Here is a 16,351-nt window from a genome sequence, read left to right as displayed (position 1 = left end):
GCGGTGATGCCGGGTATTTCCAGGTCTGGAGCGACTATTGCCACGGGACTGATTATTGGAAATAGGCGTACCGAAGTCGCACGTTTTTCTTTTTTGATGGTGTTGGTACCCATTATTGGTGAAAACACGCTCGATTTGTTAAAAAATGATGTCCCTCAGGCTGCAACTGGCAATGAAATTAGCGTGCTGGTCATGCTTGCCGGTTTTGTTGCAGCTTTCGTGAGCGGACTTCTGGCCTGTCAGTGGATGATTGAAATTGTGAAACGCGGAAAGCTCATCTATTTTGCACTGTATTGTGCGCTTGTCGGGGCACTTGCCATCGGCGGTTTTCTATGGTAACTTGGGCGTTAGATGAAATTACGTAATTAAATAATGGAGTTGTCTGAATTTTGTACCGATTTAATTGTTCTTAATCATCCTGCTTCCTTTTCGGAGGGGCAGATATTGTTGATGGACAAACCGTTGGAGTGGACTTCTTTTGACGTGGTGAAAAAAATCCGATCACGTTTGCAGCATGGGCTGAAATTGAAGAAGTTGAAGGTTGGACATGCCGGGACCTTAGACCCTCTTGCCTCCGGATTGGTTATTGTTTGTACCGGAAAGGCAACCAAGAAGATTAACCAGCTGATGGGGCGTGAGAAAGGCTATGAGGCGCGCATAAAATTTGGAGCAACCACACCTTCGTTTGATTTGGAAACTGAGCCGGACATGCAGTTCCCTTCAGACCATATTACCTGTGAAGCCGTTGAAGCAGCGGTGCAGAATTTTCTGGGAGAGCAGGATCAGGTGCCTCCGCAATTTTCCGCCCTCAAAATAGATGGGAAGCGTGCCTACCAGATGGCCCGGAATGGAGAGTCGTTTGAAATTAAATCGCGGAAAGTGGTGATTCATGAGTTCAAATTGCTGAATTTCGAAAATTTTGAAGCAACTGTGTACATCAGGTGCAGTAAAGGAACTTATATTCGTTCCATAGCCCGAGACCTGGGAATAGCGCTTCAATCAGGAGGCCACCTCACTGGATTGCGGAGAACGTCCATTGGAGAAGTCAGGGTCGAAGATGCGATGAGCATTGAAGCTTTTGATGAAGCATTTGATATATTAAGGGAACGATGGAACAATGAGCAGCTTATTGGTGTTAACACCAGGCAGGAAGATTAAAAAATAATTATGGCCGCTTTTGAAACAAACAGCCAATTCTTGCGTATAAGATAGGCTTATTTTTGCGTTAAAATCAGAGTCATTAATCATACAAAACCACAGAGTGAATTATGAAGTTGTCAAAGTTTAAGTACAAATTACCTGAGGAGCTAATTGCCTTGCATCCGTCACCCAACCGTGACGAGTCACGCCTGATGGTTGTGCACAAAGATACCGGGAAGATTGAACACAAAGTTTTTAAAGATATCATTAACTACTTTGACGAGAAAGACGTCATGGTTTTTAACAACACCAAAGTTTTTCCTGCCCGCTTGTATGGTAATAAAGAGAAAACCGGCGCCGAAATCGAAGTTTTCTTGCTTCGTGAGCTCAATAAAGAACAACGCTTGTGGGATGTTTTAGTCGATCCGGCCCGTAAAATACGTATTGGCAACAAACTATATTTCGGAGATAACGATTCATTGGTTGCCGAAGTCATTGACAATACTACCTCCCGGGGACGTACTCTTCGTTTTTTGTTCGACGGTTCTCATGAAGAATTTAAAGAAACCTTATACAGCCTGGGGGAGACTCCTTTGCCTAAATTTATTAACCGAAAAGTTGAGCCGGAAGATCAGGAGCGCTATCAAACCATTTTTGCAAAGCACGAAGGTGCTGTAGCCGCCCCTACTGCCGGGATGCATTTTAGTCGGGAGTTGTTGAAACGTTTTGAAATAAAAGGAGTGGACTTTTCCTATGTTACCTTGCATGTGGGACTTGGAAGTTTCCGTTCGGTTGATGTGGAAGACCTCACCAAACATAAGATGGATTCTGAACAAATCATTATTTCCGATGAAGCGGCAAAGATGATTAACCAGGCCAAAGATGAAAGAAGACGTATTTGTGCGGTTGGCACAACTGTGATGCGTACCATCGAAAGCTCTGTTTCCACCAAGGGTCATGTAAATTACTTTGAGGGATGGACCAACAAGTTCATTTTCCCTCCATATGAATTTAGTGTGGCAGATTCCATGGTATCCAACTTTCATTTGCCCTATTCCACCCTGTTGATGATGGTGGCAGCATTCGGAGGTTATGATTTGATAATGAAAGCATATAAAGTTGCCGTAAAAGAGAAGTACCGCTTCGGAACTTACGGAGATGCTATGTTGATAATATAAAAACCATATTTGCTTAATTTTTTAACCCCCGTATCCCTGATTCCCCGGATGCGGGTTTTTTTATATATTTTTCGTAACTTTTCAACCTGAACAAAGCTTTTGCTATAAACGAACCGATATGATAAAAATCCTTGTTCCGGTTACTTTTACCGAACATTCGGTCAACGCATTGACTTATGCTTTGACACTGGCAGGAAAATTTCCTTCAACTGTGACATTATTGCATAGTTTTTCGGAATATGAAGATATTGAAGAAGGGCTACAGCCGATTGAACCCAACAGTGAAGAGAATGTTCGGAAAAGAGAACTTGACGCCCGGGATCGGCTTGCAGGTTTATGTCAAAGTGCAATCAACAAAATGACTTCTATTCAGGACAAGAATATTGAGTTGGAAAATCGTTTCGAATTCGGGTATTCAGAGGAGGTGATTTTGAAAGTGAGCAAAGAAATGGAGCCAGATGTCATCATCATGGGCACTAAAAGTAAGGGCGAAACTATCAAAGAACTGTTGGGGAGTGTTACCAGCGACGTGATGAAACGGGCAGAGGTTCCTGTTTTGGCGGTCCCTGCCAATTCTACGGTCGATTTGGAAAAGTTGAGCCGGGTGTTGTTCATCACCGACTTTGGAGATAGCGATTACATCTCTATTCACAAACTCATTCGGCTTATCACACCGTTTCAGACGCAAATTCATGCCGTGAGGTTTCAGTCACATAAACCTGATGATAATGAATTAAGACGTATGGACAAATTCAGGGATTACTGTGATGCAACCTACCGAAATCACCGGATTCAAGGCAGTTTTGAACAAAGTGAGCATTTGATGCCTTCATTGGAGAGGTACGTTGAAGAAAAAAATATCGATCTGATTGCCATGACCCGGCGCAAACGAAACATGATTGCCCAGCTTTTCAGTCCGGAAATTACCCGGCGTATTCTTTTCTATACCGATGTGCCATTATTGGTATTTCACGCCTGACCCCAACAGACTTGTATGAATTTATGCTGCCCGGAATGCTTGCGGGCAAAATCACAGACCAAAAATGAGACTGCTATGGCTAACAAGAAATTAAAAATTGGAATTTTATCAGCAGGAGGCGATTGTCCCGGTATCAATGCCACTATCAGAGGTATCGGTAAAACGGCCATTGTGGAATATGGGATGGAAGTGATTGGTATTGCCAATGGCTTTACAGGATTACTGGAAAAAGATGTGATACCACTGAATGAACAACTCTTGTCCGGGATTCTGACACTGGGAGGAACTATTCTTGGGACATCCAGGATGAAACCGTTCAAACAACAGGAAGGAGATATTGTATCGGACAAACCCCAGTTGATTAAACAAAACTATAAAGAGCTGGGGCTGGATGCCCTGGTTTGCATAGGAGGAAACGGAACCCAGGAAACGGCCAATCTGCTTTCCAAAGAGGGACTTAATATCGTGGGCATTCCTAAAACCATCGACAATGATGTTTGGGGCACCGACGTTACCTTTGGGTTTGATACGGCACTAACTATAGCCACCGAGGCTATTGACCGCCTTCACACCACTGCAAATTCGCATAAACGTGTGATGGTGATCGAGGTAATGGGACATCATGCAGGCTGGATAGCTCTGCATTCTGGAATAGCCGGAGGTGGAGATGTGATTCTTCTGCCCGAGCTGGACTATGACATGGAGGTGGTCGCCAATTGTCTGATTGAGCGAAGCAACAAAAAGAAACCCTATTCTATTGTCGTCGTCGCAGAAGGTATTAAGGCGGGGAAAAAGAAAAATGCAGGGGCTTACATCTCTAAGAAAATTACTAAAATGACAGGTCTGGAGACCCGAGAAACGGTGTTGGGATACACTCAGCGGGGAGGAAGCCCAACGGCTGCGGACCGGATTTTGGCCACCCGTTATGGCACCTACGCCGCCCAGATGATTCATCAGGATAATTTTGGTGTGATGGTTGCCGCCCGGGGAAATGATATTGTAAGTGTCCCTCTGGATGAGGTTGGGGGGCGTCTCCGGCTTGTGGAGCACGATAACAGTCTTGTTGAAAAAGCCAGGTACATGGGGGTTTCTTTCGGAGGAAAGTGATTTTTTGCCTCCGAATCCCTAAATTTGCAAAAAAACAATTCAATGGATCAAAAGCAGATAGCAGAATTAAACAAGAAATTTCCGGGAAAAGACCCTGCAGAAGTACTGACATGGTTTCTGAATGAGTATGGTGACAAGGTGGCTCTTTCTTCCAGTATGGGTGCCGAAGATCAGGTACTGACCGATATGGTTTTGAAAATTAAACCCGATGCGCGGATTTTCACCCTTGACACCGGTCGGTTGTTTCCTGAAACTTACGATTTGATTGATCGCACCAATAAAAAATACAATACCAAAATTGAGGTGATGTTTCCTGACTACAAACAGGTGGAGGAAATGGTCAATAGCAAAGGCATTAACCTGTTTTACGATAGTATCGAAAACAGAAAGCTTTGTTGTGGAATTCGGAAGATCGAACCCCTGAAGCGTGTCTTTAAGACCCTGGATGCCTGGATATGTGGATTACGTGCCGGACAGGCTATTACACGGCAAAATATTCACGTGGTGGAATGGGACGAGAATAACGGCCTCCTGAAGGTGAATCCGTTGGCCTCCTGGTCTGAGAGTGATGTTTGGGATTATATCAAAGAAAATAAGGTGCCTTACAACCCGCTTCACGACAAAGGGTTTCCCAGTATTGGATGTTTGCCGTGCACGCGGGCCATTGAATCGTGGGAGGATGTTCGTGCCGGTCGCTGGTGGTGGGAAAATCCGGAAAGCAAGGAGTGCGGGTTGCATAAGCGGTAGATTTGCTCACCAGCGGAATCAGATTTAACCTGAAAATTTTGTTGTCTATTGATATCCATCTGCATACCGGTCTTCAACTTTGATGTGCGCCAACTGGTGAACACTCTGTCCCGGCAGGTGGAGAGAGCGGAATTTCCGTGCGAAATAGTTCTGATTGACGATGGTTCCGATGAGGAATACAAAAAAATTAATCGTTCGGTTTGTAACCGGGAGGTGTATGTGGAGTTGCCCGATAATGTGGGAAGGGCAAAAATCAGAAATCTGTTTCTGGAGTACACCAAATACCGGAATCTTTTGTTTCTTGATTGTGACTCTATTGTAATCACCGATACTTTTTTGCAGAAATATGCTTCGGCAGTTGCTTCAAGCGAGGTAAATGTGGTGTGCGGCGGAAGAGTTTACGACTCTTTTAAGCCTACACGTGAATATCTTTTGCGGTGGAAGTATGGGATTCAAAAGGAGAGCAGGTCTTGTGAGGAAAGGCGAAAAACGCCCAACAGATCGTTCATGTCTAATAATTTTCTGATTCGGCGCGAGATATTGGCAGAATTTCCTTTCGATGAGCGCATTATCAGATACGGGCACGAAGACACCCTGTTGGGATTTGTTCTCAAAAAGAACCAGATAAATATAACCCATATTGACAATCCGGTAATGAATGGAGAATTGGAGATCAACAGTGAATACCTGAGGAAGAGTGCCACGAGCGTCAAAAATCTGGGAACTATTCTGGAGTATGTTGATTACGACCCTGATTTTGTTAACGATATAGGATTGCTTCGCTTTTACATCAGGATAAAACCCGTCGCCCCGGTAGTGTTGGTATTGTTCAATCTTTTCCGACCAACGGTGGAGTTCTTGCTGAAAAACGGGTGGATTGCCTTGTGGTTGTTTGATTTTTTTAAATTGGGTTTGTTTCTGAAGAGCGATTTCAAAAAGGAGTTATTGTGACAATGGTTGCCGTTTGTTTGATGAAGGCTTAAGTTTATAGTCGCTTGTGTATTTTTAATAGATCGTTAGATTTTTAGATATAAGATTCAAGATGAATCCTATAACATTGATAAACTGATTGTTGGAACAAACACCTGGCAATTCATAAACAATTAAGCATTAAGTGATTACAAAAGTTTAACGGACTATTGTATTTTTAGAGATTGCTTCATTGAGATGGCCATGCCCGAAGCAATCTCTAATCACAAAAACGCTACTTTAGATTATAGCCTTTGTTGTTTCTAAGCAGCTGTTATTGAGTTTAATAGTCAAAATTTTTACCGATGAAGAGAGTGCGCTTAATTATCGGAGGCAGAGTTCAGGGAGTCGGGTTTCGGTACTTTGTAAAAGAAAATGCTTGTCGGCTCCATATTAACGGATATGTCAAGAATATGCCGGGAGGAAATGTGGAGGTGGATGCAGAGGGAGAGACGGAAAATCTGGAGTCTTTTATTGAAAAGTGCCGCATTGGCCCACCTCAATCAGAAGTCAGTTCTTTTCAGGTATACGATGTTGCGGTGTACGGATATACCCGGTTTCGTATCCGTCATTGTTCCGATTTTTAAGTAACCGTAACTGTTTTTGACTTAAGTCAGAGACTCAAAAGCACAAATTTTTTTAACCGGGAGTTTTATTAAATTCTTTTTTGGATTGTAAGAAATATGTAATCAGTTAAATGAGGCTGTTTACTTAGAAAAGTCAAAATTAACGTTAAGAGCAGCGTTGTTAATAGATATTTTGTTTTTAAGAATTGTCTTCGTGCTCCTCAATAAAATCAGCCAATTCCTGGCATTTTACATTGGCTTCAAACTCAATGATTTCGTATTGTCCGATGCGGTTTTTGTAAAATGGATCTTTCTGCAGAACTTCATAAAGAGTTTCCATATCCGGTAGGCACGAAAGAATTACTTCTCCTGTGTTGGGGGTTCGATTACCTGAAACGATAAAACTACCTTGTTCTACTTGTTCTTTAAGGTACGCCTCGTGAGCTTTTTTATAGTAATTTACTTGTTCGTCGGAACGTCTGAGTTGAATCAAAATAATATACATGGGAATTTGGGGTTAATAAATCAGATATTCTATACGGTAAAGCGTCATTAAAGTTTCAGCAGGCATAAAAAGGTCGCTTCACAAACTTTATGTATCTTTCTGGTCTGAAAATCGCAAAAGAGTTGTAGCAATGGAAATTCAAAAGCTAAAACCCGTACTGTTTTTTATCGGTATAATGGCCCTCTTTGCAGGGCTCAGTTTTTTATATTTCAATCCTGTTTTTAAGGGAATGGAACTTCCGCAGATGGACAATACTCACGCCCTGGGTGCTGCGCAGGAGTTGAACGAATATGAGGCTGAAACAGGTGAGCATTCTTACTGGGCCAATTCCATGTTTGGAGGTATGCCGGCTTATCAGATCAAAGGTGATTCGTCCGCCAATATCTTTTCCAAATTCAACCGGCTGGTAAGGTTTGGCCTTCCATTTCATACGGTGGCCATTTTGTTTCTTTACCTTCTGGGGTTCTACATTTTGCTCCGAAGTATGAAGATGGGACGCTGGCTCTCTTTGGTTGGGGCTCTGGCCTTTGCATTTGGATCTTACAACATCATTATCATCATTGCCGGCCATATTACAAAGGCTTATGCAATTGCACTCTCGGCTCCTGTCATTGCCGGTATTCTGTACACGCTGAACCGGCGGCCCTGGGTGGGGGCATTTTTTACTACCGTAGCGCTGGGAGCCCAGGTTGCTTACAATCACGTGCAGATTACCTATTATCTGTTTTTGATAGTTTTGGTCTTGATGGTTGGCCGGTTCATTAAAGCATTGATTGACGGAACGGTTAAAGATTTTGGCAAGCGCACTGCTTTTTTAGTGGTGGCAGCAATACTGGCTGTTCTTCCTAACCTAAGTCATCTGTGGCCTACTTATGAATATGGGACTTTTAGTATCCGGGGACCTTCAGAACTGGAGTCGACCTCAAAAGAAGGGGGGACCGATTCTGGTCTGGACCGCAATTATGCCTTTGCCTGGAGTTACGGGAAAGCAGAAACGCTGACACTGATGATTCCCAATCTGATGGGAGGAGCATCTGAGGCGATTTCTCAAAGTCCCCGTGCCATGAAAGACGTTGACCCGCGCTTGCGTGAAATCGTTGGCGGACAGTCGCAATATTGGGGTAGCAAGCCTTTCACATCAGGACCTGTATATGTTGGTGCTCTGGTTTTCTTTTTGTTTGTGCTGGCGTTGTTTTTCTATAAAGGTCCTGAGAAATGGTGGTTGGTGTCAGCAACTATTCTATCAATTTTGCTGGCCTGGGGGAAAAATCTGGAGTGGTTCAACTATTTTATGTTTGATGTATTCCCGTTATACAACAAATTTCGAACAGTAGAAATGGCCCTGATAATTGCAACCATTACCATTCCTTTACTGGCCATGTTAGGATTGAAAAAAGTAACAGATAATCCGGGTTTGATTCGTGACCAAAGCGGTAAGTTTTTAGCTGCTTTCGGATTGACCGGAGGAGTTGCTATCCTGGTATATTTGTTGCCTAATCTCTTTTTTGATTTCATGAGCACAGAAGAAGTCTCTGCTCTGGCACGTCAGAAACAACAAATGCCCGATCAGGCCGGCGTTATTGACCAGGTGATATTGAATATGCAACAGGCACGTATCGGATTGTTGCAGTCCGATGCCCTCCGTTCCTTCTTTTTTATCCTGCTGGGAAGCGCTTCTTTGTGGCTGTTTGCCACCAACCGTTTGTCGAAGAAATATGTTTTGCCCGGTCTGGCCCTGTTGGTATTGATTGATATGTGGGGCGTTGATAAACGATACCTGAGCAACGAAGATTTTGTGTCGCCCCGCCAAATGACTCAGCAATTTGAGAAATCAAAAGCGGATAAACTGATACTGGAGGATGATGACCCTTATTACCGTGTTTTCAGTATCTATCGAAATCCTTTCAATGAGGTCAACACTTCATATTTTCACAATTCTCTGGGTGGCTATCATGGCGCCAAGTTGCGAATCTACCAGGATGTAATTGATTTTTACCTGCAGAATTACTGGCAAACGCTGACGATGCATTTCCGGAATGGTGGATCTGCGCAGGAGGCACAACAATTGCTTGATAAAATGCCGGTGCTGAATATGCTGAATACCAAATACATAATTTATCATCCCGGGCAGCCACCGGTGGAGAATCCGTCTGCCTATGGAAATGCCTGGTTTGTTAATAATATTGAAACAGTTGCGTCCGCAGAAGACGAATTGGCGTCGCTGAAGAGTTTTAACCTGGCCAAAACTGCTGTAATCCGGCAGGATCGTTTGAACGGTTGGGGCTCTTATCAGAACATTAATTCCGGAAGTGAAATTACGCTTTCTTCTTATGCCCCCGACCGTCTGGTTTTTCAGGCCCGGGCCAATGGTGAGAAACTGGCAGTTTTCAGTGATATTTATTACCCAGCCGGATGGAAGGCTTTTATTGACGGCGATGAAGTGGAAATTAATCGCGTTAACTACATCCTGCGGGCATTGATGGTTCCTGATGGCACACACACCATTGAGTTTCGTTTTGAGCCTGACTCGGTTGATATTGCCAATACGCTTTCCTGGATTGGTGGAGTTCTTGTAATTCTGATGGGCCTGGCTCTTTTATGGCGATATCGCAATTCTGTTCTTAAACTTAAAGAGAATTAGAATTTGTTTGCTGCCTCCGGAATAGTTGGCATGGTTTCTGAAAACTTTAGTTCAGGAGTTTTATCACCTCAAAACAAATACTAAAAGTATGAGCCTGCTCCGAAAAGAGGTATTTTTGCTGTTAGTTGAGCATCGTAATAGATAATTAATGAATAATGCGGGCTAAAAACCGGGAGAAAGAAATTTCTTTCATTCCAATCGCAAAAAAATAAGAACGGGTACAACACACCCAAAGAAACGAGATTTTGACAACAAAGAACCTTTTGTAATGGGCTCAAGTATAAAGATTAAAGACATCAAATAATGAAGAAGATTAGAGGAAGAAAATGGATTGGATGGACTGGTGCGGTAGCAATCGGACTGGTCATCTCACTGGGGTTTGTGACCGCCGGTAACGAGGAGCGTAATTTTTCCATCGTTAAAAATCTCGATATTTTTTATTCCCTTTTCAGGGAGTTGAATACCTATTATGTGGAAGAAACGGATCCCGAGGATTTGGTGGAAACCGGAATCGAGGCTATGCTGGAGTCGTTGGATCCTTATACAACCTACATTCCTGAGTCGGAAATGGACGATTTTAATTTCATGACTACCGGCGAATATGCAGGAATTGGTGCCCTTATTTCCGGTAGGGAAGATTTTGTCTATATTTCGGAGCCTTACAAGGGGTTCCCTGCTGACAAAGCAGGTTTGAAAGCCGGCGACAAGATTCTCTCTATTAACGGTGTTGATATGAAGGGAAAAAGAACCGAGGCTGTAAGCAACCAGCTTAAGGGCCCTGCCAATACGGACGTTACGGTTACTGTTAAACGTTACGGAATTGAAAAACCACTGGATATCAAACTTGTGCGAAAGGCTATTCAGATCGACCCTGTTTCCTACTACGGAATGGTCGATGATGAAACCGGAATCATAATTCTTGACAATTTTACTCAGGATTGCTCCCGACGCGTTGAGGAGGCCCTCAAAGAGTTGAAAGAAGAGCAGGGTGCCGAAAAACTTATTCTCGATTTGCGCGGAAATCCTGGAGGTTTGCTGGACGAAGCTGTTAAGCTGGCCAATCTGTTCCTCCCAAGAGGCTCGGAAGTGGTGAGTACCAAAGGCAAGATCAAACAATGGGATAAAGTTTACAGGACCTCAAAAGCCGCTGTTGACACTGTGATTCCTTTGGTTGTGATGATTAACCGGGGCTCTGCTTCGGCCTCTGAAATCGTTGCAGGTGCGATTCAGGATCATGACCGTGGCGTTATTGTTGGAAACCGTTCTTTTGGTAAAGGGCTGGTGCAGACTACCCGTAGTCTTCCATATAATGCGAAGCTTAAGGTAACTACTGCCAAATACTACATTCCCAGTGGAAGATGTATTCAGGCACTTGATTACAGTCAGCGCAATGAAGATGGTAGCGTGGGATATGTTCCTGATTCACTGATTACCGAATTTACCACCAAAAACGGACGCACCGTGTACGATGGCGGAGGAATTTCGCCGGATGTGGTGGTTCCTTACGAAAAATACAGCAATATGACTTTTGCGCTGGTGGCACAGCAAACTATTTTCGATTATGCCAACAGGTTTGTGGCTGAAAACACCACGGTTGCTGTTCCGGGGGAGTTTTCGGTGACCGATGAAATCTATAATGATTTTACAGAGTATTTGACCAGCCTCGAAAGTTTTAAATATACCTCCGAAAGCAGAGAGCGCTTTAAAAAGTTGAAGGAAGCCGCTGAAAAAGAGGGATACTACGATATTAATGAAGAGGCTTTCAATACATTGGAGAAAAAACTTGATGTGAGCGTTACACAAGACCTGGAAAACTTCCGGGGAGAGGTAGAAGATCTTTTAGCTGATGAGATTCTGAAACGTTACTATTATCGTAAAGGAGCCATTCAATATGCACTTGAAGATGATAACGTTTTGAAAAAGGCTCTGGAGATTTCCGACAATAATTCCGAATATCAGGGAATCTTAAATGGAACTGTGCTGAGCCATGCGGGTGACCGGCGGAAGCGTTAAAACGAATTTTAAAGAAAGTACTCCAGGGGTGTATCGATTTCGATGCGCCCCTTGTTTTTGTAACCCATTGCGCCATCATTTTCAAAGGTGGCTGAACCATGTGTTTTGAGCCAGATGAAAAACCAACGGGTGAACTCTTTTCGTTTTTTTTCGTAAAGAAGAGTGGGTAGTCATGGAATTTAAAATTTTCACTATCAGAAATGAGTAACCAAACTTAAGATTTATGAGATTTCTTTTAGCACTGTTTTTCTTTTTAGGTTTTGTCAGTTTCCCCTTAGTGGCGCAGGAAAACCCTAAAGTTGATGTCAATCAAATTTTGTCTGATGTTCCGGATGTCGATCTGGAGTATTATTTGGACAAACTGAATCAGGGGGAGCGCTTTTATCGTTCCGGTTACTATGAAGGGAGCTTTCGGGCTTTTAAAGAGCTTTACAAAGAGAACCCGGAGGTAGCTGCCTTGAATTACAAACTGGGTGTGAGTGCCTTGTTTGGTGAAGAACCGGAGCAGGCAGCCGGATTTTTATTGGAAAGTTTACCATCTGTAGCAAGCGATTATTATTTACTTCTGGGAAATGCATACCGGATTCGGCTGGACTATTCCCGTGCCCGGGAAGCTTTTGAGCAATATAACAATACCCTTTCGTCCTGGAAACAAACGCAATTCAGACCGGTTTTGAATCAGTTGTTAAGCGAGTGCGAATTTGGACGTTCCAATGCTGCAGATTCTGTTCCGGCTTTTGTCATTAATCTGGGACCTGCCGTTAATAGTTATTATGACGAGTATGCTGCTGTGGAGAATAGTCGTCACGAAAGAATATTTTTTGTCACCCGGCGGCCGGACCATTTGCCCGATGTGCCCGTGGGACGCCAGGCATTTGAGGAAAGAGTACTTGAAGCTTCTTATGTTAATAGCATTGCTTCTGAGGGGGTTGAGAGTGGTAGGTTGAATTCAAGATTTAATTCCGGGGTTTCCGGTATTTCCCCAGACGGGGAATCTCTGTATGTTTATCGGGGCAAGAAACGAGGCGGACAGATAGGAGTGGCAGATATTTCCGGAAAACGGATAGGTAAACCCGCTGCCATCAGTACAAAATTAGATCATAAAGTATTTAAAGAGACTGCTTTTACCGAAACCGAAGATGGAGTCGTTTTCTTTGTGACGGACAGAAGAGGCGGAATGGGTGGCAAAGATATCTGGACCTGCCGAAGGAAAGGCACCCGTCGATTTACTAAGCCCCGCAATATCGGACCGGTTATTAATACGCCGTTTGATGAAGAAGGCGTTTTTGTTAATCCTGATGGAAATACCTTGTATTTTGCATCCGAAGGGCATCCCGGTTTTGGGGGGTTTGATATTTTTAGGGTGGAAAAAAACCGCGATGGTGAATGGATGTATCCCGTAAATGTCGGACAACCGGTAAACAGTCCCTTTGACGATCTATTCTTTTATCCCACTTCCGATTCTTTGGTGGCTCTTATTTCTTCCTCCCGACCGGGTGGTTTTGGAGGCCTTGATCTGTTTAAAATCAGAAAAGATATCAGAATTCCGTTTTCCATTTCAGGCCAAATTACCGATGTGGAATCCGGTGAACCGCTTTACGGACAGTTGTCTCTCATTGACACACTCAAAAGAGAACAAGTTCTTTCGGCATGGTCCGATTCGCTTACCGGGAACTATCTGGTTTCGTTGGAAGACACCGGAAATTATGTGCTCCAGGCGAGTGCAGAAGGATATAAAATGGGTATGGCGGATATCCCCAGAGCTACTCAAAGAAATGCTTCCATTACAACCGATTTTCAACTCGAAATGCTCAAACATCCCTATTCTCTGAGTGGTTTTATAACCGATGTGGATACGCAACAACCGGTACAGGCTGAAATTACTTTCCGCCCGGTTGATAAGGATTCTGTTACTCACCGGATTTTCTCCGATAACACGACAGGTGCTTATCGAATCACCTTTGAGGATAAATTTAATCTCAATATGACTATATCTGCTGCTGATTATTATCTCTATTCATCCGAACTTTTACTTCAAAACACAATAGGAGATTCTGAGGAGAAAAATATTGAGCTGGAGAAGAGTGTTATTACCTATGTGCTGTCAGGGAAAGTGATGGAAGAAAACACGAACGATGCTGTTCCTGCTGAACTGGCCGTTTTTGAACCCGGCGAGGAAGAGGCATTCCTGATTGCTTTTGCCGATTCTACTACCGGAAATTATTCCATCACGGTATATGAGGAAGGCCCGTTTTTGGTAGAGGTTAACGCTGATGGTTATTTTTTCAATAATCTTCCCTTGCAATTTCACCCGGACACCACGCTGAAAGTCAGCAATATTGAACTGAAACCAATGGCCAGAGGGGCCAGTATTGTAGCAGATAATATTCTGTTTACCAGTGGAAAAGCCACGCTCAGGGCAGAGTCTTATCCCGAACTGAATCGATTGGCAAGGTTGCTGAATGAAAACCCATCTGTGAAAATCGAAGTTTCGGGACATACCGATAATACAGGTTCTGCTTCACTGAACAAACGGCTTTCGAAAGCGAGGGCCTTGTCAGTTAAACGATATCTGGAATCGCAGGACATTGCTCCCGACCGTATTGAGTACGAAGGTTACGGTTTCGACCAGCCGATTGCACCCAATACTACGGCAGAAGGAAGAGCCCAGAACCGTAGAGTGGAGATAAAAGTGATTGAATAAAGTTTGTGAAGACGATAATATTTAGTGTTATGAAGAGCATTGATTTTTTGAAAACAGGCGTGTTGATGTTTTCCATTTTTTTAATGGGATGTCAGGACGATGACATATCTGTAACTACAGATACAACGGATGATAACCGGCGCATTGAGATTGCCGGTCCTGCCGGTGATATTACCTATTTGGTATCGGATATGATTAAAGACCTCGACAATGAGTATGTATTTGTGGATGAAGAGGGTCTGGTGAATGTAAAATATAGCCGGGATGTAGATATCGACTGGGAATCGCTTGTGAATCTGCGCGACTACTCTCAGACCTGGTCTTACTCGCCGGGAATCTTTTTTCCGATTAATTCGGCTGTCAACGTGGATTTTACTGAAAAAGTCCTGCTCAATCACCGGACGGATGTGCGGTACGACAGTCTGAATATGCAAGGAGGCGTTTTATCAGCTTATCTGATGATGCCTTACGGAACTGAAGGGGATGTTACCATCACCCTGCCAGAAGTGCTGGACAACGGAAATCCTCTGAGTTATTCCTTTTATGCTTCCGGGAACCAGCGGTTTTTTCAGATTAATGAGGACTTAGGAGGAAAAAAGGTAATTCCATCCCAGGGGGTGGATTCAAGTTATATCTCGGTTATTACCTCACTGGACTTATCAAACATGGTGACCGGTGACGTGGTGCTGGAATTTTCGCTCACAGAAATGCAACCTGGATTTGCTTTTGGTTATTTTGGCCAGCAGGAATCAGCCCGCCCCAACGAAGAACTGACACTTGAAGTGTTTGATGAGTTGGAGCTCATTGATGAGATTGAAATTTATGATTTCTATATCGACCTGGAAGTTAACAGTGAAATTGGGGTTCCCTTTGATGTGGTAACCGAAAACATGCAGTTTTTTGATGAAAATGACCAGTTGATTGATGTTTTGGAGGTGGATGGCAGTAATCAGATTTATCTGGAATTGGATGCGGCTATCTATGGCGATCCAATAGGGATGAGTGAGACCAACTTTCACATTAGTCGTGACAATTCTCCGAATATTGTGAATATTGCCAATAGTTACCCCCGTCGTGTACTGTTCGACGTCATCTCTTTTTCCAACCCGGATGGAGAGGGCCCGGAGAGCAATTTTATGGGCCCATCCAATGTACTTCAGGGAACAATGAATATTGTGGCACCTATTTGGTTTAATACGACTAAAGATTATGTGAGAACGGATACACTCGACTTTGACTTTAATGATATTCTCGGAGACGATTCTGATGATGCACGGGAACTGGAATTGGCTACCATCTGGTTCGATTTTTACAGTAAAATACCGGTGGATATCTCAGCTTCTGCCTGGGTGGTGGATGCAGATGGCAATCAAATTGACAATCTGTTTGGTAATAAGGAAACCGGAGAAGCCATTCACGTTGTGGAGGCAGGCATTCCCGATGCAATTTCCGGCCGGGTAAATGAGGCCACCCATACCGAATTCTCAATTACCGTAGATGGAGATCAGATCAATGAATTCCTCGACCGCAATGCGATGAGTATTATTCTGGAAACGCGCTTTTTTACTGGGGAGGATGAATTTGTCAAGATTTATAATGATATGAGTTTCAATGCGGTTGTCTCCTTTGAGGCTGCCGGCAAAATTCCTTCTTTTTAGGGAGGAATAAGCAACCTGTGAAATTTAAAAATTCGAGATATGATGAAACGGGCATGACAAAAATTTTCTTAATTGAAGAAGGATAAAATCAATCATGCTGGTTACATCAGACCAATAACCTGAATAAAATTTATACTGATGAAG

General features: G+C 43.4%; 13 protein-coding genes. 12 read left to right on the top strand and 1 reads right to left on the bottom strand.

The features are described from left to right. The 8 genes from QZZ43_RS07705 to QZZ43_RS07670 all read left to right on the top strand — a co-directional run. Window positions 1-339, top strand: a 339-nt coding sequence (locus tag QZZ43_RS07705; protein WP_291857635.1) for an undecaprenyl-diphosphate phosphatase, incomplete at its 5' end; no start/stop codon positions are given. A 33-nt stretch (window positions 340-372) separates the two neighbouring features. Then, window positions 373-1,158 (top strand): tRNA pseudouridine(55) synthase TruB, encoded by a 786-nt coding sequence (gene truB, locus QZZ43_RS07700; protein WP_291857634.1) that lies wholly within the window; start codon window positions 373-375, stop codon window positions 1,156-1,158. Between the two features lie 110 nt (window positions 1,159-1,268). Next, window positions 1,269-2,318: a tRNA preQ1(34) S-adenosylmethionine ribosyltransferase-isomerase QueA gene (gene queA / locus QZZ43_RS07695; protein ID WP_291857632.1), complete on the top strand. Its 1,050-nt coding sequence runs from the start codon at window positions 1,269-1,271 to the stop codon at window positions 2,316-2,318. 118 nt (window positions 2,319-2,436) lie between these two features. Further along, window positions 2,437-3,297 (top strand): universal stress protein, encoded by an 861-nt coding sequence (locus QZZ43_RS07690; protein WP_291857630.1) that lies wholly within the window; start codon window positions 2,437-2,439, stop codon window positions 3,295-3,297. A 75-nt stretch (window positions 3,298-3,372) separates the two neighbouring features. Further along, window positions 3,373-4,404, top strand: coding sequence for an ATP-dependent 6-phosphofructokinase (locus QZZ43_RS07685; RefSeq protein WP_291857628.1), 1,032 nt, complete (start codon window positions 3,373-3,375; stop codon window positions 4,402-4,404). A gap of 42 nt (window positions 4,405-4,446) precedes the next feature. Then, window positions 4,447-5,151 (top strand): phosphoadenylyl-sulfate reductase, encoded by a 705-nt coding sequence (locus tag QZZ43_RS07680; protein WP_291857626.1) that lies wholly within the window; start codon window positions 4,447-4,449, stop codon window positions 5,149-5,151. 48 nt (window positions 5,152-5,199) lie between these two features. After that, window positions 5,200-6,102: a glycosyltransferase gene (locus QZZ43_RS07675; protein WP_291857625.1), complete on the top strand. Its 903-nt coding sequence runs from the start codon at window positions 5,200-5,202 to the stop codon at window positions 6,100-6,102. A gap of 323 nt (window positions 6,103-6,425) precedes the next feature. Then, the gene (locus tag QZZ43_RS07670) at window positions 6,426-6,707 is read left to right on the top strand and encodes an acylphosphatase (protein ID WP_291857623.1); all 282 of its coding nucleotides are present in this window, start codon (window positions 6,426-6,428) and stop codon (window positions 6,705-6,707) included. 178 nt (window positions 6,708-6,885) lie between these two features. On the opposite strand, the gene QZZ43_RS07665 is transcribed toward QZZ43_RS07670, so the two are convergent. Then, window positions 6,886-7,191 carry a YciI family protein gene (locus QZZ43_RS07665; RefSeq protein WP_291857621.1) on the bottom strand — a complete coding sequence of 102 codons (306 nt, stop codon included), beginning with the start codon at window positions 7,189-7,191 and terminating at the stop codon, window positions 6,886-6,888. 130 nt (window positions 7,192-7,321) lie between these two features. Here QZZ43_RS07665 and QZZ43_RS07660 point away from each other — a divergent pair, with 130 nt between their 5' ends. The 4 genes from QZZ43_RS07660 (at window position 7,322) to QZZ43_RS07645 (ending at window position 16,207) form a co-directional block, all read left to right on the top strand. Continuing rightward, a complete protein-coding gene (locus QZZ43_RS07660; protein ID WP_291857619.1) occupies window positions 7,322-9,832 on the top strand; it encodes a hypothetical protein in 2,511 nt (836 codons plus the stop codon). 303 nt (window positions 9,833-10,135) lie between these two features. Continuing rightward, the gene (locus QZZ43_RS07655; protein WP_291857617.1) at window positions 10,136-11,845 is read left to right on the top strand and encodes a S41 family peptidase; all 1,710 of its coding nucleotides are present in this window, start codon (window positions 10,136-10,138) and stop codon (window positions 11,843-11,845) included. A 223-nt stretch (window positions 11,846-12,068) separates the two neighbouring features. Then, on the top strand, window positions 12,069-14,549 hold the full coding sequence (locus QZZ43_RS07650) for an OmpA family protein (protein ID WP_291857615.1): 2,481 nt from the start codon (window positions 12,069-12,071) through the stop codon (window positions 14,547-14,549). Window positions 14,550-14,578: 29 nt separating this feature from the next. Continuing rightward, window positions 14,579-16,207: a hypothetical protein gene (locus QZZ43_RS07645; RefSeq protein ID WP_291857613.1), complete on the top strand. Its 1,629-nt coding sequence runs from the start codon at window positions 14,579-14,581 to the stop codon at window positions 16,205-16,207. Window positions 16,208-16,351 lie beyond the last annotated feature (144 nt).

It is taken from the genome of Marinilabilia sp., from assembly GCF_016278715.1.
Lineage (GTDB): Bacteria > Bacteroidota > Bacteroidia > Bacteroidales > Marinilabiliaceae > Marinilabilia.
The sequence above is the reverse complement of the archived record's forward strand: the minus strand, read 5'-3'. Positions and strand labels throughout refer to the sequence as shown.